This window comes from Desulfurivibrio dismutans (genome assembly GCF_029210385.1).
In the GTDB taxonomy this organism is placed as follows: domain Bacteria; phylum Desulfobacterota; class Desulfobulbia; order Desulfobulbales; family Desulfurivibrionaceae; genus Desulfurivibrio; species Desulfurivibrio dismutans.
On record NZ_JARGDQ010000003.1, the window covers coordinates 227,718 to 246,822 of the forward strand.

Genomic DNA, 19,105 nt, shown 5'->3' on the forward strand with positions numbered 1-19,105 from the left:
TCCGTTTACAGGCGCTCACCGCACTGATTACAAAACATTGAGCCGGGCAGATTTTCCGCCTGGCAGCGACCACAAACCGGGGTCGGCGGCACGGTGTCGCTGGGCTGGCCACATTTGGGGCAGAACCGGGCGTTGGGGGTCAGATTTTTGCCGCAGTGCTGGCACTGCTGCAGCACCACCTGCTGATGCCCGCAATGGGGACAGAACCGGGCCTCAACGGGGATCTCTCCCCGGCATTCCGCACAGGTAGCCCGCCCCTGACCGGCGGCTGCTGCCCCAGCCGGGGACCCCTCCGGCTGGGGATGAAGAGCCGAGGCAAACATGGAGGGCAGCATCAGGCCCATGCCCATGCCCAGGCCGTTGCCGGCGGCCCCCTGTGATTCGGCGGCTTTCTCCATGGCCTGGGCCGCTTTAAGCTTCACCAGCCGGTCAAGGTCGGTGATCACTCCCAACCGGCTCTTGTCGTCGATGGTCTTCTGGACCTCCGGCGGCGGGGTGATCGAGGTAATGTAAAGCCGGTTCAAGGCCAGGCCCAGGTGGGAAAAATCCTCCCGCAACCGCTCCTGCAGGCCGGTGGATAGTTCTTCATATCGGCCGGGCAGGTTGAACAGGGTATCCAGTTCGCTGCCCAGGTGGTCGTTGAAGCGGGAGACGATCACCCGTTTGAGATACTCTTCGATCTCGGCGCTGCTGTAGCGCTGCATGGTGCCGACCAGGGTGTTGACAAAAAGCGCGGGCTGGACGATCTGGAGATTGAAAACCCCATGGGCCCGTAGCCGGACCAGACCCAATTCACTGTCCCGGAAAGCCACCGGATCGCGGGTCCCCCATTTCAGGTTGGGAAAGATTTTGAGGTTGGTAAAGTAAATCTCGGTGCGCAGGGGGCTGGTCATGGCCCAGGGGGCGGCCAGAATCTTGGTCAGGATGGGGATGTTGGCGGTGGTCAGAGTGTGACGGCCGGGCCCGAAGGTATCGCAGGCCTTGCCCTTGTAAAAAAAGGTTGCCGCCTGGGTCTCCCGGACAATAAGCTGGGCCCCGAACTTGATCTCACCCGAACCCCGCTCGGGAATGCGATGGGCCAGCTCAACCCCATCATGGTCGAACCATTCAATAACCTCCAGGAAAACCACATTATCGCCGCTCATCCCCGCCTCCCGGTTTTAAGAAAAAGCATCCCAACTTGGTGCGCCCGGCAGGATTCGAACCTGCGACACCCGGCTTCGAAGGCCGGTGCTCTATCCAGCTGAGCTACGGGCGCCTCTGGAACTTACTTAAAAGCCAGACCCGGCCTGTTTTCATTGCGCTATATTGGCCGGGTTGCTTAATACTTGCCACATTTTTTCGGTGATGGTGGTGATTTCCTCCTCGGTGGTGCTCAGCGGCAGCCAGAGATAGACAATGTTGCCCAGCGGACGAAGCAGCAGACCCTGCTCCAGGCCGGCCAGGTAGATGGGCCAACCCACCCTTTGGACCGCTGGGAAGGGCTGCTTGCCGGCCCGGTCCGCCACCAGCTCCAGGGCGGCGATCATCCCCAGGCGGCGCAGGTCGCCAACCCAGGGCAACTCTTTAAAGCGCGCCAGGCAGCGATCCAGGTGGGCCATCTTGGGGGACAGGCCGGCGATGGTCTGCTCCTCCTCGAAGACCGCCAGGGAACCCAGGGCCGCCGCCGCCGCCAGCGGATTGCCGGAGAAGGTGTGGCCGTGGAAAAAGGTCCGGTTTTCGTGGTATTCACCATAAAAGGCGCGGTAAATCTCATCGCTGGTCATGGTCACCGCCATGGGCAACATGCCGCCGGTCAGCCCCTTGGATAGACAGAGAAAATCCGGGGTCACTCCGGCGGATTCCAGGGCGAACATGGTGCCGGTGCGGCCAAAGCCGGTGGCCACTTCATCAAAGATCAGGTGCACGCCGTAGCTTCTGGTCAGCTCGGCGGCTCGGCGCAACCACTGGGCCGGGTAGATGATCATGCCACCGGCCGCCATCAGCCGGGGCTCCAGAATGAACGCCGCCAACCGTTCGCCTTCCCGGGCCAGTAGTTCGGCCAGCGGCTGCAGGCATTCACAGTCGCAGCGCAACTGTTCCCGGCCGTCGACAGCCGGGGGCAACGGTGCCGGCATCCCGGCCGGACAGCGGTAACAGGTGGGCGGCGTCAGCCGATGGGAAGGGAACATCAGGTGGGCAAAGGCCTGGTGAAATTCCGGTACCCCGCCCAGGCTCATGGTGCCGATGGTATCGCCATGATAACCCCGCTCCAGGGCCAGTAGCCCCTGCCTTTCCGGATGCCCGCTCTGTTGCCAGTACTGCAGCGACATCTTCACCGCCACCTCGCAGGCGGTGGAACCGTTGTCGGAATAAAAAACCTTATCAAGCCCTGGCGGCGTCAACTCCACCAGCTTCGCCGCCAGCCGGATCGCCGGTTCGTGACTGATCCCCGCCAGCAGCACCTGGTCCAGCTTTTCAAGCTGCTCCCGGACGTAACGCTGCATGGTGGGATGGCTATGGCCATGGACGATGCACCACCAGGAAGAGATGGTATCAAAATACTCCCGCCCCTGCCGGTCATACAGCTTGATCCCCTGCGCCCGGTCAACCAGCAGCAGATCCCGTTGGGCGTAATCATGCATCTGGGTAAAAGGATGCCAGATATACTCCCGGTCCTGCGCCATCAACGCATCGTCATTCATGACTTCACATGCTCCTCGGCAAGCCGGTGAATGGCCGGGTACTGACGGTACTGTTCGGCGTAATCGAGACCATAGCCGACCAGAAAGCCGTACTCCACCGTAAAACCTGGATAATCCACCACCACCTCGGCCTCCCGGCGCTCTTTTTTGTCGATCAGGGCACAGACCCGCAGGGAAGCAACCCCGCCGGCCGTAAAATGTTTTTTTAACCTGGTCAGGGTGTGGCCGCTGTCAACAATATCTTCCACCAGTAACACATGGAGGCCGGCCAATGGCAACTCAACATCTTTGCTCAGGCGCACCGTGCCACAGGAAGATGAGGCCTGACCGTAGCTGGCGGCCCGGATGAAATCCACCGTCACCGGTATCGCCAGAGCCCGCACCAGATCGGCGGTAAAGATAAAGGCCCCGTTTAAGACCCCCACCACCAACAATTCCCGGCCATGGTAATCGGCTGAGATTTGCCGCCCCAACTCCGCAACCCGCAGGGCAATCTGTTCTGCGCTGAACAACGTTTCTCCCGGTGCCGCCAAAACCATGGTCCCACTCTCCACTGTTTTACCATTACCGCCAATCGGCGATTTTCCTTGACGCTACCCCTCACCCTGACGCATCATGGACAAAGCCTATAATATACGGGGGTGAAGTCATGCAAAAGTATGAATGCAACGTTTGTGGTTATATTTACGACCCGGAAGTCGGTGATCGTGAAAATGGCATTGAGCCGGGCACCGCCTTTGCTGATCTGCCGGAAAGCTGGAGCTGCCCGATCTGCGGGGCCGACAAGAGCCAGTTTTCTCCAGCCGACTGAATCGCTTATTTGCCGATACAGAAACGTGAAAAGATGGTGTCCAGCAGCTCTTCGCTGCTGACCTCACCGATGATTTCACCGAGGTGACCGAGGCAACTCTGGAGTTCCACCGCCAGCAGTTCCGGCGCCAGGCCGGCGGCCAACCCTTGCTGCAAGCGCACCACCGCCGGCAGGGCCCGGGCCAGGGCGGCCTCGTGGCGGGTATTGGGCACGCAGGCGTAGCCCGGATCCCGGGGTTCCCCACCACTGATCAAACGAAAGATCTGATCCTCCAGCTGGACCAGGCCGGCCCTGGTGCGGGCCGAAACCCCCACCAACTCCCGGCCGAGAAAGCGATCGCGCCAAGGAGCCAGTGCCGCTGCCGCAGGCTCCGTTCCGGTAGTAACCTTTGCGGTCAGCAGATCCAGCTTGTTGACCACCACCAGTACCTTTTTCTCCCGCACACTGTCGTACAGGGCCAGATCTTCGGCGGTCGGCTCACGACCGGCCTCCACCAGCAGCAGTACCAGATCGGCCTCTGCCACCCGGCGGCGGGAGCGCTCAATACCGATACCCTCAACCTCTTCCGTGGTCTCCCGGATCCCGGCGGTGTCGATGAGACGCAGCGGCATGCCGTGGATATTGAGACCTTCTTCAATGGTATCCCGAGTGGTGCCGGGAATGTCCGTTACAATGGCCCGTTCATCCTGCAGCAGGGCGTTGAGCAGACTGGACTTGCCCACGTTGGGGCGTCCCAGGATAGCCACCGCCGCCCCCTCCCGGTAAATCCGGCCCCGGCCGGCCCGTTCCACCAGTTCGTGCAAAGGCTTGCGCACTTCAAATTCCAGCCGGCGCTGCAAAGCGGCAGGGTCGATAATCTCGGCATCTTCGTCGGGAAAATCAATGGCCACCTCCGCCACCGCCAGCACCTCCAACAGGGCCCGGCGCACCGGCTCAAGCTGCTGTTGCAATCCACCCCGCAACTGGCTGACGGCCAGGTTCAGCCCCTCACGGCTGCCGGCGTTGAGCACATCCAGCACCGCTTCGGCCCGGGTCAGGTCGATGCGGCCGTTGAGGAAGGCTCGCTTGGTAAACTCACCCGGCTCGGCGGCCCGCACTCCCTCCTGGACCAGGACCAGAGCAAGCACCTCACGCAACACCACATAGCCGCCATGACCATGGATTTCCACCACGTCCTCACGGGTATAGGTGGCCGGCGCGACCATATAAACCGCCATCACCTCATCCAGCGGCCGTTCCGCCCCCGGCTCGACAATCCAGCCGTAACGCAGTTGATGGCTGCGAAAGACCCCGGCCTCCCCCCGGGCGGGCCGAAACAACTGCGACAGCACCTCCAGAGCCCGGGAACCGCTAATCCGGATAATCCCGATCCCCCCCGCCCCGGGTGGTGTGGCAATGGCGGCAATGGTAGCCTGATCAAATTCGGCAAATGAATCCATAAAAAAAGCCGGGCATCCCCGGCAATAAAATATACAGCTTAACGTTTTCGTCGGCGGCGAGCTTTGCCGGGAGGATGTATTATAATTTTTTTGAAAATCCCTTCCCCCACACTGCGGCTGCGCACTTCACTGTCGCCCTGCAGGGCCAGATGCACAATGCGCCTTTCGGCCGGCCCCATGGCCGCCATGGTCCTGGTTTTGCCGCTGCTCTTCGCTTCTGCAGCCAACTCGCGGGCCCGGTCTTCCAGCAGCGCCCGGCGCTCAGCCCGGAAGCCGGCGGCATCCAGTTCCAGCGCCACCCTTTTGCCCAGTTGCTTGCTCACCATCTTGCGCAACAGGTACTGCAGGGCTTCCAGGGTCTGGCCTTGGGGACCGACCAGCCGATCGCGGCCGACGCCGTCTTCAACCTCCAGATCAGCCAGCAGTTTACCGCTGTTTTGATCCTGCTGCAGCCGAACCCGGGCGGGACCAACACTCAGCTCCAAAAGCCGGGAGATGGTGTTCTGCACCGCCTCCAACTCCCCGGTACTCAAGGGTTCCATCGGGTCCCTGGCGGCCCACGGCTGGTCGACGGCAGCTCGCCCCGCCCTTTTCGATTTCTGCTCTGCTTTGGCACTGGCCGGCCCTTTCGCCGCAGCCGGTTTGCCTTTTCCTGGCCGGCCAGAGGCCGTCCCGGCATTTTCTTGCCGCAATTCATCGGCAGCTTCGGACGCGGCTTCTTCCCGGCCAGCAGCCGGGGCGGCCCCGTTCTCTTCCTCAACCGCTCCGGGCTCCTGCCGCAAGCCGACCCGAATCACCGCCTGGCGGCGCCCGATGCCGAAAATACCCGCCGATCCGGTGTTGATCACCTGAATCTCCAGGGCTTCCCGGGGCACTCCCAGGGCGCTGCAAGCTCCGGCAACGGCCTGCTCAACATCGGCCCCTTTATATTCCATCAAAGTACTCATCACGAGCTACCCCCTAATCTTTCTGGCGATAAATCATGTATTGCTGGGCGATGGTCAACACGTTGTTGATGAACCAGTAAAGGACCAGCCCCGAGGCAAAGTTGAGAAACAGGAAAAAGAAGACCACCGGCAGAAAAAGCATAATCCTCGCCTGCATGGGATCGGAAATGGGAGTCATCTTCTGCTGCACGAACATGCTCAGGGCCATAAACAGGGTCAGTACCGGAATGCCGCCCAACCAAGGTATGTCAAAGCCAATATAGAGCCGGTCTGGGGCGGAAAGGTCGTTGATCCAGAGCATGAAAGGCGCATGGCGCAGTTCGATGGACTGCAGCAGCACCTTGTACAGGGCAAAAAAGACCGGAATCTGCAGCAGCATGGGCAGGCAACCACCCAGGGGGTTGACCTTGTAGGTCTGGTACAGCTTGAGCATCTCCTGCTGCTGACGCTGCTTGTCGTCCTTGTACTTCTCCCGCAGTTTGGTCATTTTGGGCTGAATCTTCTGCATCACCTTCATGGACTTCAGCCCCTTATGGGTCAGGGGCCAGAAAGCAGCCTTGATGATGATGGTCACCAGAATAATAGCCACCCCGTAGTTGCCCACCAGGCCGTATAGAAAATTGAGCAGATAAAAGGTCGGCCGAGCCAGGAAATCGAACCAGCCGAAGTTGACCGAACGGGCCAGCTCATGCCCCAATTCATTGAGCAGGGTGAGCTTCTTGGGCCCGAAGTAGACCTGGTAATTATAACGGTGCGCTCCGCCGGCGGGGATGATATCCGCCGCCGAGGCCAGCACCGTGGTAACCAGGTCATCCCGGCGGGAAGAAAAGTGGGCCGTGGCCTGCGCGACCTCCAGGGGAATAATGCTGGTGAGAAAATAGGAATCATGATAGCCGGCCCAACGCACCCGGCCGGTGAAACTGCGCCCGGCCCGTTCATCGGCCAGGTCCTTAACCTTGACCTGCTGCACCTCGTTGTCCACCAGGGCCGCCGGACCGGTAAAGAGAAAATGCTCCAGAGGATCGCCCTTTTCCACGAAAGGCCGATTTGCCAGGGTCAAATATGGCGCCCCCTGCAGCGGCACCTCGCCCCGGTTAATCACCTCCACCGCCACGTCGATCAGGTAATCGCCATCCCGGAAGGTGTAGGTGCGAATGAACTCCAACCCCAGCGGCGACTGGGCCCGCATGGTCAGAGTGCGTTCCTGCCCCTGGCCCACCACCAGGCGATCCTGGTCGGCGGTAAAGTGCAACATTTCCGCCCGGCCGGGCTCCACTCCCCATGAAAACAGCAGCGGCAGCCCATCTTCGGGCTCCACCCGCACCAAGTCCTTGGGCGGTGAGCCGGGAGCAACGCTTTCCCGAAATTCATTGACCAGGAAACTCCGCAATGTCCCGCCGGCTTCGGAAATCACCGCCGTGTAGAGGTCGGTTTCCACTCGAATTTCCCGGGCCCGATCGCCGGGACCAAGCAAAGTGGCCACATCCACCGGTTGCTGCCCCGGCTCCATCGCTCCCGGAGCAACAAGCTCAGCCGGTGAAACGGGGGCGGCACCCGTGGACGGCTCAGCAGCCAGCCGCTCGGTTTCCGTCGGCTGTTCAGGCACCGGCGCGGGAGCAGGCATGAAGAGAAACTGGTAAATCAACAGCACCGCCATGGACAACACAATGGCGATCAGAGCACGATAATTATCCATAACCGAGGAGTTCCTTATTACTTGACCGGATCAAAACCACCGGTGCTGAAGGGATGGCAGCGCAGGATTCTTTTCACCGCCATGAAGCCGCCGCGCCACACCCCGTACAGAGTGATAGCCTCCAGGGCGTACTGGGAACAGCTTGGTACGAAGCGGCAACTGGGGGGAAAAAGCGGAGAGATGGCCAACTGGTAAAAACGCACCAGCAACAGGCAGCCACGGCGCGGCAGGGACTGAAAGGCGTACCAACGGTACCCGGAGCGGGACTTTAACGCCGGGGGGCGGTCGGGAGGGGTATCAAGGGGAAGATGGACCTTCATCATCCGACCCCCGGCGCCCGACTCAAACCGGCCAGCTCCTGCCGCCCCGTTATCGGCCGTCGCAAAGCTGCCGCCACCGCCGCAGGTGAACCCGGCTTAAAATCCCGGCGCACAGTGAACACCAACTCCAGGGAAGGATGCAGCTCCGGTCGGTTCAACCGGAACAACTCCCGGATGATCCGCTTAATCCGGTTGCGCCGCACCGCCGATTTGACCCCGGAGACACTGATCCCCAGCCGGGCGCCGACGGTGCTGGTCGCCATCCGGTATACCAGGGCGAAACTGTCTCCGCGTACCCGCCGGCCCTGGGCGTAAATCCGCCGGTACTCGCCGGGTTTTCTGATCAGGGCGGACTTGGGCAGAGTGCAGGATGCCATAACCGACATCGGCCGCCGCCGGCCTTATACCGCCAGCCGTTTGCGACCCTTGGCCCGCCGACGGTTGATCACCGCCCGGCCGTTTTTGGTGCTCATCCGTACCCGAAAGCCATGGGTCCGGTGCCGCTTGGTGTTGCTGGGTTGGTAAGTTCTCTTGCTCATGACTAATCTTCCTTCAGGCAATCATTAAAAATGCCGGTTCCGGTCGGGAGGTTACAGCCCCCGAGCGGAAAACCAGCGCGGACATGATCTCAAAAATGCGATAAACGGGAGAACTTATCCGACCGGCAGCGGTTTGTCAACGCCGGAAAAAGTCTTGCCCCGCCGCTCAACGCCCGGTCGGGCCGTTATCACCGTTATCCAAGCCGAATACCTTTCTCAAAACCAGCAGGTTACGTCTTTTATCTTCCGGCTTTTCAGCGCTTTTCAGAAACAGCATGGGATGGTGCAACAGCTTTTTGACCAAAGCACTACTCATTTTCACCACCGCCTTATGCTGCTCCGGGGTAAGCCCCGGCATGGCCGCCAGGGTGCGACCCAACTCCGCCTGGCGCAACTCATCGGCCCGGCAACGCAGTTCGGTGATGGTGGGAGCCAACTCCATATTCTCCAGCCACTGAAGAAACTTAATGGTCTCCTCCGCGACGATCCGTTCGGCCCGATCAGCCTCACGCCGCCGCTCGCCCTTGTTAACCTCCACCACCTGCTGCAGATCGTCAATATCGTAAAGATAAATATTATCCAGATCGTTCAGCCCCGGGTCCAGGTCGCGGGGCACGGCGATATCGATCAGGAAAACGGGCCGGTTATAGCGCTGCCGCATCAGTGGCGCCATGTCATCCCGGCGCAGGATCATATCCGGCGAGCCGGTGGAACTGATCAGGATGTCGGCCTCGGCCAGCCGGGGCACCAGCTCGGTTAAAGCCGCAGCCTCGCCGTTGAACCGCCGGGCCAGCGACACCGCCCGCTCCAGGGTGCGGTTGGCCACCACTACTTTGCCTATCCCCTGGGCCAGCAGATGTTCGGCGGCCAATTCAGCCATCTCGCCGGCCCCAGCCAGCAGCACCGTCTTACCGGTGAGATCACCCAGAATCTTGCGGGCCAGTTGCACCGCCGCGTAACTGATGGAAACCGCGCTGCTGCCGATGCTGGTTTCGGTACGAATACGTTTGGCCACTGAAAAGGACTTACTCAGCAGGCGATGAAGAATCGGCCCGGTGGCCTGGTGCTCCATGGCCAGCCGATAGGCATCCTTGAGTTGCCCCAGGATCTGGGGTTCCCCTAAGACCATGGAATCCAGGCTGGAAGCCACCCGAAAGACGTGATTGATTGCCGCCTCGCCGGTTCGCAGGTATGAGTATTTCTCCGCCTCGGCAGCGCTCAGCCCACTGCCGGCAAAGAGAAACTCCCGTACGGAGGCAATGGTGGCCGCTTCCGGTTCGGCCACCAGCAGTACCTCCACCCGGTTGCAGGTGGACAGAAAGCAGCATTCGTCACAGCCGGGAATCTCTTTAATCTGCACCAAGGGGTTGAGGCAGTCGCCGGAAAAGGCCATCTTTTCACGGATCTCCACCGGCGCGGTCTGATGATTCACCCCCAGGCAGGAAATTTTCTCAGCCAGCATAGGTATGAACCCCTCCCAAAAACAAATTAACCCCCCACAGGGTGAACAACACTGCGGCAAAGCCGACAATGGCCATGATCGCCGCCCGCCGCCGCCGCCAGCCGACGGTGAAGCGCTGGTGGATCATGGCAGCGTAGATCAGCCAGGTAATCAAAGACCAGACCTCTTTGGGGTCCCATTGCCAGTAGGTGCCCCAAGCCTGGCGAGCCCACAGCGAACCGGTGATGATCCCCAGGGTCAGCAATGGGAAGCCAATGCTCAGGCAGTGCTGGTTGAGGTTATCCAGAGCTTCCAGCGAGGGCAGGCGTTCGGAGAAAAACCCCATCCGTTTACGCTTGATCTCCCGCTCCTGCAGCAGGTACATAATGCCGCCGCAAAAAGCCAGGGCCAGGAAGGCGTTAGCCATCAGGGCGATCATGCCATGCACCGGCAGCCACCAACTCTGCATGGCCGGCGGCAGGTCCACCAGACGGGCGGGAGAAAAGAGGGCAACCAGCATCAGCAGGGCAATCAGAGGCAAGACAAAGGCAGCAAAATTCTTCACCCGGTAACGCCAGCGAAAGGCCAGGTAGGCCATGGTCAGAGACCAGGCAAAAAAGGAGACCGCCTCATGGCTGCTGGCCACCGGGGTATGCCCGGCGGCAAAGTAGCGGATCAGCAGATAAGCGGTGTGCAGCACCGCCGCCGTCCCCAGCAGGCCCCGGGCCATAAGACGCAGGCGCTGATTAAGGTTGAAAAAACAGACCAAGGCGGTGATGGTGGCCCCCAGGTACAGGGCAAAAACCGCCTGAAAAAGGATATCCATATTTTATACCCTCATAAAAGTAAGTTAATCCGATCCGGCATAACGGCGCTGCAACTCCTCCACGCAGGCCAGCAAGTCATCACCGCCCAGCGTAACCCGCACATGTTCCCCTAATTGCTCCCAGCGCCCCTCCCGGATCCAGGCTGCCAGGTCCGGCGCCACCAGAGCCTTGAACAGTTTTTTGTTTTCCCGGTGGTCACCGCCCCGGGCCAGCACCAAAGGCCGCAAGGCGGCCAGCAGGCACAGCAGCGCCTCGTATTCAAAACCAAAACATTCCTCCAGCTCCCGCCGCAGCTTACCCGCCAGTGCCGGACTGGCCCCGCCGGTGGAGATGGCAATGGTCATCTCGCCTCGTCTGACCACCGCCGGCAGGATCAAGTTGCACCACTTGGGCACATCGGCCACGTTCAGCAGCAGGTTGTCCCGCTCGGCCTCAGCGTGCACCCGGGCCTGCACATCCTGGTCGTCAGTGGCGGCAATCACCAGAAAAGCGCCGGCCAGGTCACCTTCCCGGTATTCCCGGGCCAGCCAGTCAATCTCGCCGGCCGCCTGACGTCGGGCCAGGTCGCCCTGCAATTGCGGGCTGACCACCTTTACCGCCGCGCCACAGGCCAACAGCCCCTCCACTTTACGCCGAGCCACCTCTCCACCGCCCACCACGATACAGGGCCGCTGCTCAAGCTGCAAACAAACCGGAAAAAAACCCATCAATTAACCCTCGCCAATCCTCGCCACCTAATCCGCCATCCCTTTGCGCAGCATCTCTCGCTCCCGCTGGCGGACGTACTGCATCAGGTCCTTCTCTTCCCGGTTTTTGATCAGAAACTGCACCCCGAAACAGAGTTCTCGCCGGTCATTGTCACAACTCCGCACCACCCGGCCTTCCCCGATTCGAACCTCCACCCCCTGCTTGTCGTCCGCGGGGAAATGCATGACGATATCGGTGAGCATATCTCCCACCGGGAGGTTAATTCTACGGCTGGGGCTGACAAACAGCCCGCCGTTGGCGCTGATATTTTCAATGCCGAATTCCTTCAGGTCGCCACGATGCCGAAACAGCACCGTGCTGCCCCGCGGGACCTCCACCCGGTAATTATCACGGCGTTGCAGCCGCACATACTTGGTGGGCATGGAGGTGATCAGGCTGTCTTCGGTCACCTCAAGCAGATCGACAACAAACTTGTTCCACAGCTGACCGCGGTCCTTGAAAATGACCCGTAGCGGCTGGGGGGACATCTCCGCCGGCCAGTCGGTGGGGCGATCCAGCACGATACGATGGTCGTCATGCTCCAGCAGTACCACCTTGCCGGATTCGTAGCCCTTGGCCACCACAATACAAAAGATATGCTGACGGATGATGGCGTCGAGTGCCTGTTGGATAATTTGCGGAGATCGGGTAGCATGAACCCCGTCCCCGAAATCGACCCAACCGCTGAGCAACGCCTTGTCCTCCGCAGATGTGTTTGCTTTGGCCATCATAAATTTAAAATTTTCTTTGCCTGTACCGAGCCCCGGAAGGCTTTAGGAGATACCCCGATGAACAGCCCTCGCCTCACCCTCCCCCTTGAACAAATCTGCTTCGGGATGGACCGACCAACCGACGAGGCCTCATTGGCCGCTATGATCCAGCGCTTTTCCCGACCCGAACTGCTGGCCGTCCTGATCCCCCGACTCAGCGATGAGGAAATCGCCGCCGTCCTTGATTTTTTAACCGCGATGATGCAAAAACATCTTAACGATGCCGAGTATCACCGGTTGTTCACCCAAGACGACCAGCCACAAGCGGATTAAGCCCAACCCGGATAAGCCAGTGCGGCGGCAACCAAGGTTACCACACTACCCACTTTTGCCGGCCGACGCAAGATGCAACTCCCACCCCGGCGACCGACCAGACCAGGAGAAAAAAGACCATGCGTGAACCTGTTATCCATGACCTGCGACAGTTTATCGAAATACTCCGCCGGGAGAAGGAAATTATCACCATCGAGGAAGAGGTTGACCCCTACCTGGAAATCGCCGAAATCCACCGTCGGGTGATCGTCGCCGGCGGCCCGGCGCTGTTTTTCACCAACGTCAAAGGCAGCGGCTTCCCGGTGGTTACCAACCTCTTTGGCACTGCCCGGCGCATGGAACTGGCCTTTGGCCGCCGGCCGGTAAAGTTTGTCCAGGACCTGGTGCATACCGTGGAAACCATGCTCCCTCCGACCCTGGGCAAGCTGTGGCAGAAACGCGGCCTGTTGCACCAGGCCGCCGGTATCGGCCTGAAAAGAACCAGCCGCGCCCCGATTTTAGCCAACCGGCAGACCCCGCCCAGGCTCAACGATCTGCCCCTGCTGACCTCCTGGCACAGCGACGGCGGCGCCTTCGTTACCCTGCCCCTGGTTTACACTGAAGATCCCCTGGGCCGAGGCCACAACCTGGGGATGTACCGGATTCAGCGTTTCGACGACACCACCACCGGCATTCACTGGCAGATCCATAAAGGCGGCGGCTACCACTACCACGAGGCGGAAAAGCGCCATGAGGCGCTGCCCATGACCCTTTATATCGGCGGCCCGCCGGCCCTGATGCTGGCAGCCATCGCCCCGCTGCCGGAAAATATTCCCGAACTGCTGTTGGCCTCCCTGCTGCTGGGCAAAAAACTGCCCATCACCGCCGACCCCGAGGGCGGCCACCCCCTGGTGGCCAATGCCGAGTTTGCCGTCAAGGGCGTGGTGCCGCCCCATGTGCGGCGCCCTGAAGGCCCTTTTGGCGACCATTACGGCTACAACTCCCTGACCCACGACTACCCGATTTTCCAAGCCCAGCGGCTCTATCATCGCCGGGATGCCATCTACCCCGCCACCGTGGTGGGTCGGCCCAAGCAGGAGGATTTTTTCATCGGCGATTTTCTCCAGGATCTGCTCTCGCCGCTCTTTCCCCTGGTGATGAGCGGCGTGCGCCAGCTCAAAACCTTCGGCGAGGCTGGTTTTCACTGCCTGGCCGCAGCCCGGGTCACCGACCGTTACCCCCGCGAGGCCTTTGCCTCCGGCTTGCGGATCCTGGGCGAGGGGCAGCTGTCGCTGACCAAATTCCTCATCGTCACCGACGGTGATCTGGACGTGGCCGATTTCCCCGCCCTGTGGCGCCACATCCTGGAACGGGTGGACTGGCGCACCGATCTTTTCGTCTTTGCCAATGTCTCCCAGGACACCCTGGACTACACCGGTCCCTCGGTCAACTTCGGCTCCAAGGCCATGTTGCTGGGGCTGGGCAAAGAAGCCCGACGGGTGCTACCCGAAGAGTTCCAGGGCTCCCTCCCCCAAGGTTGCGACCGGGCCAAGGCGATGCTGCCCGGCACCCTGGTAGTCCAAGGGCATGGTTACGAGCAGGACCGGGAGCTGCCCGGCCGCCTGGCCGCCCATGCCGGGGTGGCGGACTGGCCGGTGGTGGTGCTGGTCGATGACCTGGCGTCCGCCACGGTCAACCTGCAGGAATTCATCTGGACCTTTTTCACCCGCTTTGAGCCGGCCGCCGACATCCACGCCGCCGGGTGCGAAACCGTGCGCCGTTTCCACCAGGGCCTCACCCCGCCGGTGGTCTTCGACTGCCGGATGAAACCCTGGTACCCGCCGATACTGGAAGTGGATCCGGCCACCAAAGCGCTGGTGGACGGCAAAATGCCCAAAATCCTGCCGGGATATTAAGCAGGTTTTGCTCATGTTTGACGCACCAGCAACCGATGAGGTATAGTGACAACTAACCGCGTTGACGTTTGAATCAGCATTCCGAGGCAAACCCGATGAAAATCAGCGATATCCTGCAACAGCAGTCAATCCCCGGTCGGCAACAAACTTCCGGCCCGGCCGGCGGCACCGACTTTGCCGCCGTCCTGCAAAGCCACCTGCGGGGGGCCGACAGCACAACCCCCACCGGCGACATCAACCAAACCGCCACAGCAACCGGGCCGGTACCGTCCCGGTTGCGCCTGGAGAGCCTGGAGCTTTCCGAAAACGCCATCGCCACCCTGGATGCCTTCAGCCGCGCCCTGGACAACCCAGCCTTGCGGGCCGATGAGTTGGAACCCTACGTCAGTGTCCTGGAAACCAAAGTAGCCGCCATGCTGGACCTGAAAAGCGAACTGCCGGAACAGGAGCCTCTGGCTAAGATTCTGGAAGAAGTGGCCACCGTTTCCTTCCTGGAAACCGCCAAGTACCGCCGAGGAGACTATCATTAAACTAAATGACTGAGCGGCTACAGAAATTTCTAGCCCGGGCGGGGGTGGCCTCCCGGCGCAAGGCGGAAGAGTATATCGCCCAGGGCCGGGTGAAGGTGGACGGCCAACCGGTGGAAAAGATGGGGCAAACCATCGACCCCGAGCGCCAGCGGGTAACCTTCGACGGCCGGTCGGTGACCCCGCCAAACCAAAAACTCACCGTCCTGCTCAATAAACCGGCCGGTTACGTTACCACCATGGCCGACCCCCAAGGCCGGCCCATCGTCACCTCGCTGCTCAATGAACCCGGGTTGCGCCTCTTTCCGGTGGGGCGCCTTGACCTGGACACCGAAGGGGCCCTGCTGCTGACCAACGACGGCGAACTGGCCCACAACATCCTCCACCCCAGCCGCCAGATCAACCGCACTTACCTCGCCACCGTCAAAGGCCACCCCGACCGGGACGCTTTGCAGCAACTGCGCCGGGGGATCGTGCTGGAAGGACATCGCACCTGGCCGGCCAGGATTCGGGAACTGCGCCGCAACCAGGAGACCACCACCCTGGAGGTCATCATCCACGAAGGGCGTAAACGGCAGGTTCGCAAGATGTTTGCCGCCATCAGTCATCCGGTCCTGCACCTCAAAAGAGTGGCTTACGGTGGCCTGCGGCTGGGCTCTTTGGCCAGCGGCCAGTATCGTCGGCTGGGCCCCGAAGACCTCAAAATGCTCTTCCGGCCGGCGGCCAAATAAATGGACCGCCGTTGCCGGAGAATCGCAAAAAATCGGACCGCCAACAAATATCTTTTGCATTAGCACATCGAAAAAGATAGATGTATTACATAACTTGATATTATCTCTTGGCCTCGAAGGTTGAGCGGCCGTTGTCGGGGGTCCTGGCCACAAGACCAAAGGTGCCGTACTGCTGAGCGCTTACGGCTCGCTGAAAGAGCAGGTCTTGGGGCCTGGTGAAAGGTTACGGAGGAAGGAAACCATGAACAAGTCGGAACTGATCGCAGCTTTGGCGCAGAATACCGAGCTTCCGGTCCGCGAAGCCGGTGCCGTGACCGGGACCATCCTGGAAGCAATGACGGCGGCCATGGCCCGCGGTGAAAACATTGAAATCCGCGGTTTTGGCAGCTTTGTGGTCAAGGATTACGACTCATATCACGGCCGCAACCCCAAAACCGGAGAAAAAATCAGTGTTCCCCCCAAAAAAATGCCCTTTTTCAAGGTTGGCAAGGAGTTGAGGGAAAAACTCAATCGCTGACGTAACTGTCCGGCAGCACTCCATCTTGCGGTGATCAGGTCGGCTTGAGTACCGGATGCACGCTACGCCGACTTGGCTTACCGCAACCTGGGGCACGTCCGTTCAGTTACGTGCCAGAATGAGCTGGATAGTTACTCGCTGACAATACCGCCTACCAGATCGTATGGATGGGCCTCACTGATCAGCACCCGAACCAAGTCCCCGGCCCGGCAGTTACCCTCGTTAATGTACACGCAGCCATCGATTTCCGGAGCCTGAAACCACCCCCGGCCCTCAAGCAGTAACTCGGTTTCACCGCTCACCCCTTCCACCAGCACCTCTTCCACCTGTCCCACCCGGGCCTGATTGACCGCCAGGGAAATATCCGATTGCAGCGCCATCAGGCGCTGAAACCGCTGCTCTTTGAGTTCCTCCGACACCTGCCCCGGCAGGGTGGCGGCCGCACTGCCCTCTTCGTTGCAGTAGATAAACATCCCCACCTGCTCCAGCCGGCAATCGTTGAGAAAGGACGCCAGGCGGTCCACATCCTCTTCCCGTTCACCGGGAAAACCGACCATGAAAGTACTGCGGATCACCGCCCGCGGCACCAGCCGGCGCACCCTGGCCACCAGTTCGCGGACCAGTTGCTCGCCATAGGGGCGGTTCATGGCTTTGAGCACCGGATCGGAGACATGCTGAAAAGGCATGTCGAAATAAGGCAGAATGCGGGGGTGCGCCGCCACCAGTTCCAGCAGCTCGTCGCTGACCCGGGTAGGATAGAGATAAAGCAAGCGGATCCATGGCACCTGGGGGACCTCCCGGTGCAATTCTTTGAGCAGCAAAGGCAGCCGGGGGCCGCCGGGACCGAGATCCAGGCCGTAGGCAGTGAGATCCTGGGCCACCAGGGTCAGCTCCTTGACCCCGGCAGCGGCCAGGGCCCGGGCCTCGTGCAGAATATCCGCCGGCCGGCGGCTGCGCAGGGGGCCGCGAATGGCGGGGATCATGCAGTAAGAACAATGGTTGCCGCAACCTTCGGTGACTTTCAGGTAAACGCGGTGGGGCGGGGTGGTCAACTGGCGAGGCAGTTTGGCGTCGGGCAGAAAACGCTGCGTTCCAGCTTGCGGAAGGTAGCGCACCCAATCCGCCGCCCCGGTGCCGCTGGGCTGATGCTCCAGGGCCTGCAGACGGGGGGCAATGGTGGCCACCTCTTCGGTCCCCAGAAACAGGTCCACCTCGGGCAGCTCGCCCACCAGGCTGCTGCCATAGCGCTGCACCATGCAGCCGCAGACCACCACCCGCACGGCAGGGGATTTTTTCTGCTCAATCAGCCCCAGGATAGTATCAATCCCCTCTTCCACCGCCGATTGAATAAAGCCGCAGGTGTTTACCAGCAGCACATCAGCCTCGCCGGGTTCAGTTACCGGCTGTAGCCCGGCGGCCACCAGCTGGCCCAGCATCAGCTCGGAATCCACCAGGTTTTTAGGACATCCCAGGCTGGTCAAATGAATGGTTTTCATTGCTAAAGAACTCATGTAAGGGTTATAAAATCCTGCAGTAAAGCCAACAGCCGCCGGGCCTGACGGCGAAAATCGCGGTGGCGGAAGGCCGGCGCCCAGGCCTGCTCTTCCCGTACCAGGTCCGAAACCAGCAGAACCGAAGCCAGCGGCACCCCCCGAAAGGCCGCCACCGTGGCCAGAGCGGCAAACTCCATCTCCACGGCCAGTATTCCCCGGCCCCGATAATCAGTAACCTTTCCCCAGGTTTCTCGATATGGAGCATCGGTGGTCCAAACCGGCCCGGCGTGCACGGTAAAGTCGGCCTCGGTTAAGTGGCCGACCAGCTTGCGATTCAAATCGTCGTCGGCTGCCGCCGGCCCACCAGTCAAAGGATAATGGGCCGAGGTACCTTCCTCGCTCAAGGCAGTAGTGGGCAAGACAATATCACCCACTTCGACACCGGGAGCCAGGGCACCGCACCAGCCCAAAGTAATAACCGTGGAGGCTCCCAGAGCGACCAGCTTCTCCAGGGCCATCACCGCCACCGGGGCGCCGACGGCTGGTCCGGCCAGCCACCCCGGCCCGGCCGGGGCCGTATAAAGGGTGCCAGGGAAAAAAACATGTCGCTGCCAGCCGGCTTTCCTGACCGTTGCGTCGGCCAACCGAACCTCGGCGGGATTGATCAGCAGCAGTCCGGAGCCGGCAAGTTCCGGCTCCCCCGGACCCCGGCAGGGTTCAATCACCACTCCACCGGACTGCGGCTTTACGCTCATCATCATGGCCAGCATCTTCAGGTGTTCATCAATGGTAAGTTTAAAGTGCCTAAATTAACACGCTTCAGTTAACCACGCTTGCACAAAAAAAGACGGCAGAACCACTCCCGAAGGGAAGGTCCTGCCGTCTTTCAAGGTTGTCCGTCTTCTCGGAAAGGAAGACGAACGAAACCGCAACTCGTCCTTACATGCCCAGCAGAGCGCCGTAGGGATGAGCGTAAAGCAGAATCAGGGAGATAACCAGACCGAAAATGGTCAGCGACTCGGCGAACGCAATACCGAGGATCATGGTCACGGTAATCTTACCGGAAATTTCAGGGTTCCGGGCAATGCCGGCACAGGCGTTACCGCTGACCACACCGATACCAATACCACAACCCAGCGCCGCCAGACCAACGGAAAGGGCGGCCGCCACACAGACTACGGCAATGGCCATCTGATTAACACCGCCACCTTCGTGGCCGGCGGCCATGGCTACAGAAGCCATCCCCATGACCATCAGGCCGGTAAATGCACCTACTGCAAACTTTTTCATACCTTTTCCTCCTTAAAAATGATGTTGTGTAGTGAAGATTGGCCTTCTTCAAAAAAACCGTTTTCGGGATCCAATACCCTTATCAAAATCAGATGCAAACCTCAGGCTTGTTATCCGCAAACATTCGGCAGCGGCGCAGATTGTGACAAGCAGCCCGG

At 60.6% G+C, this 19,105-nt stretch carries 22 protein-coding genes and 1 tRNA gene; 6 read left to right on the forward strand and 17 right to left on the reverse strand.

The window, feature by feature from the left end; all coding sequences use genetic code 11:
* Positions 1-5: 5 nt before the first annotated feature.
* The 4 genes from P0N66_RS04725 to hpt form a co-directional block, all read right to left on the reverse strand.
* The gene (locus tag P0N66_RS04725; protein ID WP_275802845.1) at positions 6-1,145 is read right to left on the reverse strand and encodes an SPFH domain-containing protein; all 1,140 of its coding nucleotides are present in this window, start codon (positions 1,143-1,145) and stop codon (positions 6-8) included.
* 36 nt (positions 1,146-1,181) lie between these two features.
* Positions 1,182-1,258: transfer RNA gene (locus P0N66_RS04730), tRNA-Arg, on the reverse strand.
* Between the two features lie 37 nt (positions 1,259-1,295).
* Positions 1,296-2,684, reverse strand: coding sequence for an adenosylmethionine--8-amino-7-oxononanoate transaminase (gene bioA / locus P0N66_RS04735; protein ID WP_275802846.1), 1,389 nt, complete (start codon positions 2,682-2,684; stop codon positions 1,296-1,298).
* Entirely contained in the window at positions 2,681-3,196 is a 516-nt protein-coding gene (gene hpt, locus P0N66_RS04740) for a hypoxanthine phosphoribosyltransferase (RefSeq protein ID WP_275802847.1), read from the reverse strand. The genes bioA and hpt overlap by 4 nt, the downstream gene beginning before the upstream one ends.
* Before the next feature lie 137 nt (positions 3,197-3,333).
* Between hpt and rd the strand changes: the two genes are divergently transcribed.
* The gene (gene rd / locus P0N66_RS04745) at positions 3,334-3,495 is read left to right on the forward strand and encodes a rubredoxin (RefSeq protein ID WP_275802848.1); all 162 of its coding nucleotides are present in this window, start codon (positions 3,334-3,336) and stop codon (positions 3,493-3,495) included.
* A gap of 5 nt (positions 3,496-3,500) precedes the next feature.
* Here rd and mnmE read toward each other — a convergent pair whose 3' ends face one another.
* The 10 genes from mnmE to P0N66_RS04795 all read right to left on the reverse strand — a co-directional run bounded on the left by mnmE (position 3,501) and on the right by P0N66_RS04795 (position 12,182).
* Complete coding sequence (mnmE, locus tag P0N66_RS04750; protein ID WP_275802849.1) at positions 3,501-4,934, reverse strand: tRNA uridine-5-carboxymethylaminomethyl(34) synthesis GTPase MnmE; 1,434 nt, start codon at positions 4,932-4,934, stop codon at positions 3,501-3,503.
* Positions 4,935-4,972: 38 nt separating this feature from the next.
* Complete coding sequence (locus tag P0N66_RS04755) at positions 4,973-5,881, reverse strand: Jag family protein (protein ID WP_275802850.1); 909 nt, start codon at positions 5,879-5,881, stop codon at positions 4,973-4,975.
* Between the two features lie 13 nt (positions 5,882-5,894).
* Positions 5,895-7,577, reverse strand: coding sequence for a membrane protein insertase YidC (gene yidC, locus P0N66_RS04760; RefSeq protein ID WP_275802851.1), 1,683 nt, complete (start codon positions 7,575-7,577; stop codon positions 5,895-5,897).
* Between the two features lie 17 nt (positions 7,578-7,594).
* Positions 7,595-7,807, reverse strand: coding sequence for a membrane protein insertion efficiency factor YidD (yidD, locus tag P0N66_RS04765; protein ID WP_338140543.1), 213 nt, complete (start codon positions 7,805-7,807; stop codon positions 7,595-7,597).
* A gap of 89 nt (positions 7,808-7,896) precedes the next feature.
* Positions 7,897-8,283 carry a ribonuclease P protein component gene (gene rnpA, locus P0N66_RS04770; RefSeq protein WP_275802853.1) on the reverse strand — a complete coding sequence of 129 codons (387 nt, stop codon included), beginning with the start codon at positions 8,281-8,283 and terminating at the stop codon, positions 7,897-7,899.
* Between the two features lie 15 nt (positions 8,284-8,298).
* Positions 8,299-8,436: a 50S ribosomal protein L34 gene (rpmH, locus tag P0N66_RS04775; protein WP_013164727.1), complete on the reverse strand. Its 138-nt coding sequence runs from the start codon at positions 8,434-8,436 to the stop codon at positions 8,299-8,301.
* Between the two features lie 166 nt (positions 8,437-8,602).
* Positions 8,603-9,898: a glutamyl-tRNA reductase gene (gene hemA / locus P0N66_RS04780; protein WP_275802854.1), complete on the reverse strand. Its 1,296-nt coding sequence runs from the start codon at positions 9,896-9,898 to the stop codon at positions 8,603-8,605.
* Entirely contained in the window at positions 9,888-10,703 is an 816-nt protein-coding gene (ccsB, locus tag P0N66_RS04785; protein WP_275802855.1) for a c-type cytochrome biogenesis protein CcsB, read from the reverse strand. Before ccsB ends, hemA begins: the two co-directional genes overlap by 11 nt.
* A gap of 24 nt (positions 10,704-10,727) precedes the next feature.
* The gene (locus P0N66_RS04790; RefSeq protein ID WP_275802856.1) at positions 10,728-11,411 is read right to left on the reverse strand and encodes a precorrin-2 dehydrogenase/sirohydrochlorin ferrochelatase family protein; all 684 of its coding nucleotides are present in this window, start codon (positions 11,409-11,411) and stop codon (positions 10,728-10,730) included.
* A gap of 27 nt (positions 11,412-11,438) precedes the next feature.
* On the reverse strand, positions 11,439-12,182 hold the full coding sequence (locus P0N66_RS04795) for a flagellar brake protein (RefSeq protein WP_275802857.1): 744 nt from the start codon (positions 12,180-12,182) through the stop codon (positions 11,439-11,441).
* Between the two features lie 57 nt (positions 12,183-12,239).
* On the opposite strand from P0N66_RS04795, the gene P0N66_RS04800 reads away from it, so the two are divergent.
* The 5 genes from P0N66_RS04800 to P0N66_RS04820 all read left to right on the forward strand — a co-directional run bounded on the left by P0N66_RS04800 (position 12,240) and on the right by P0N66_RS04820 (position 16,164).
* The gene (locus tag P0N66_RS04800; RefSeq protein ID WP_275802858.1) at positions 12,240-12,494 is read left to right on the forward strand and encodes a hypothetical protein; all 255 of its coding nucleotides are present in this window, start codon (positions 12,240-12,242) and stop codon (positions 12,492-12,494) included.
* Between the two features lie 119 nt (positions 12,495-12,613).
* Entirely contained in the window at positions 12,614-14,389 is a 1,776-nt protein-coding gene (locus tag P0N66_RS04805) for a UbiD family decarboxylase (RefSeq protein ID WP_275802859.1), read from the forward strand.
* A gap of 95 nt (positions 14,390-14,484) precedes the next feature.
* On the forward strand, positions 14,485-14,919 hold the full coding sequence (locus tag P0N66_RS04810) for a hypothetical protein (protein WP_275802860.1): 435 nt from the start codon (positions 14,485-14,487) through the stop codon (positions 14,917-14,919).
* A gap of 5 nt (positions 14,920-14,924) precedes the next feature.
* Complete coding sequence (locus tag P0N66_RS04815; RefSeq protein ID WP_275802861.1) at positions 14,925-15,647, forward strand: pseudouridine synthase; 723 nt, start codon at positions 14,925-14,927, stop codon at positions 15,645-15,647.
* A 241-nt stretch (positions 15,648-15,888) separates the two neighbouring features.
* Complete coding sequence (locus tag P0N66_RS04820; RefSeq protein ID WP_275802862.1) at positions 15,889-16,164, forward strand: HU family DNA-binding protein; 276 nt, start codon at positions 15,889-15,891, stop codon at positions 16,162-16,164.
* Between the two features lie 131 nt (positions 16,165-16,295).
* On the opposite strand, the gene rimO is transcribed toward P0N66_RS04820, so the two are convergent.
* The 3 genes from rimO to atpE all read right to left on the reverse strand — a co-directional run bounded on the left by rimO (position 16,296) and on the right by atpE (position 18,947).
* Complete coding sequence (gene rimO, locus P0N66_RS04825; RefSeq protein ID WP_275802863.1) at positions 16,296-17,660, reverse strand: 30S ribosomal protein S12 methylthiotransferase RimO; 1,365 nt, start codon at positions 17,658-17,660, stop codon at positions 16,296-16,298.
* Positions 17,661-17,671: 11 nt separating this feature from the next.
* Entirely contained in the window at positions 17,672-18,418 is a 747-nt protein-coding gene (locus P0N66_RS04830; protein ID WP_275802864.1) for a nucleoside phosphorylase, read from the reverse strand.
* Between the two features lie 178 nt (positions 18,419-18,596).
* Positions 18,597-18,947 carry an ATP synthase F0 subunit C gene (gene atpE, locus P0N66_RS04835; protein WP_275802865.1) on the reverse strand — a complete coding sequence of 117 codons (351 nt, stop codon included), beginning with the start codon at positions 18,945-18,947 and terminating at the stop codon, positions 18,597-18,599.
* Positions 18,948-19,105 lie beyond the last annotated feature (158 nt).

What these genes read in the sequence shown, in the direction of transcription:
- P0N66_RS04815 (WP_275802861.1), top strand. Translation starts at nt 14,925, where the DNA reads ATGACTGAGCGGCTACAGAAATTTCTAGCCCGGGCGGGGGTGGCCTCC.
- rpmH (WP_013164727.1), bottom strand. Translation starts at nt 8,436, where the DNA reads ATGAGCAAGAGAACTTACCAACCCAGCAACACCAAGCGGCACCGGACC.
- rd (WP_275802848.1), top strand. Translation starts at nt 3,334, where the DNA reads ATGCAAAAGTATGAATGCAACGTTTGTGGTTATATTTACGACCCGGAA.
- P0N66_RS04810 (WP_275802860.1), top strand. Translation starts at nt 14,485, where the DNA reads ATGAAAATCAGCGATATCCTGCAACAGCAGTCAATCCCCGGTCGGCAA.
- rnpA (WP_275802853.1), bottom strand. Translation starts at nt 8,283, where the DNA reads ATGTCGGTTATGGCATCCTGCACTCTGCCCAAGTCCGCCCTGATCAGA.
- P0N66_RS04755 (WP_275802850.1), bottom strand. Translation starts at nt 5,881, where the DNA reads ATGAGTACTTTGATGGAATATAAAGGGGCCGATGTTGAGCAGGCCGTT.
- hemA (WP_275802854.1), bottom strand. Translation starts at nt 9,898, where the DNA reads ATGCTGGCTGAGAAAATTTCCTGCCTGGGGGTGAATCATCAGACCGCG.
- mnmE (WP_275802849.1), bottom strand. Translation starts at nt 4,934, where the DNA reads ATGGATTCATTTGCCGAATTTGATCAGGCTACCATTGCCGCCATTGCC.
- P0N66_RS04820 (WP_275802862.1), top strand. Translation starts at nt 15,889, where the DNA reads ATGAACAAGTCGGAACTGATCGCAGCTTTGGCGCAGAATACCGAGCTT.
- P0N66_RS04800 (WP_275802858.1), top strand. Translation starts at nt 12,240, where the DNA reads ATGAACAGCCCTCGCCTCACCCTCCCCCTTGAACAAATCTGCTTCGGG.
- P0N66_RS04830 (WP_275802864.1), bottom strand. Translation starts at nt 18,418, where the DNA reads ATGATGATGAGCGTAAAGCCGCAGTCCGGTGGAGTGGTGATTGAACCC.
- P0N66_RS04805 (WP_275802859.1), top strand. Translation starts at nt 12,614, where the DNA reads ATGCGTGAACCTGTTATCCATGACCTGCGACAGTTTATCGAAATACTC.
- yidC (WP_275802851.1), bottom strand. Translation starts at nt 7,577, where the DNA reads ATGGATAATTATCGTGCTCTGATCGCCATTGTGTTGTCCATGGCGGTG.
- ccsB (WP_275802855.1), bottom strand. Translation starts at nt 10,703, where the DNA reads ATGGATATCCTTTTTCAGGCGGTTTTTGCCCTGTACCTGGGGGCCACC.
- P0N66_RS04725 (WP_275802845.1), bottom strand. Translation starts at nt 1,145, where the DNA reads ATGAGCGGCGATAATGTGGTTTTCCTGGAGGTTATTGAATGGTTCGAC.
- P0N66_RS04795 (WP_275802857.1), bottom strand. Translation starts at nt 12,182, where the DNA reads ATGATGGCCAAAGCAAACACATCTGCGGAGGACAAGGCGTTGCTCAGC.
- rimO (WP_275802863.1), bottom strand. Translation starts at nt 17,660, where the DNA reads ATGAAAACCATTCATTTGACCAGCCTGGGATGTCCTAAAAACCTGGTG.
- atpE (WP_275802865.1), bottom strand. Translation starts at nt 18,947, where the DNA reads ATGAAAAAGTTTGCAGTAGGTGCATTTACCGGCCTGATGGTCATGGGG.
- P0N66_RS04790 (WP_275802856.1), bottom strand. Translation starts at nt 11,411, where the DNA reads ATGGGTTTTTTTCCGGTTTGTTTGCAGCTTGAGCAGCGGCCCTGTATC.
- bioA (WP_275802846.1), bottom strand. Translation starts at nt 2,684, where the DNA reads ATGAATGACGATGCGTTGATGGCGCAGGACCGGGAGTATATCTGGCAT.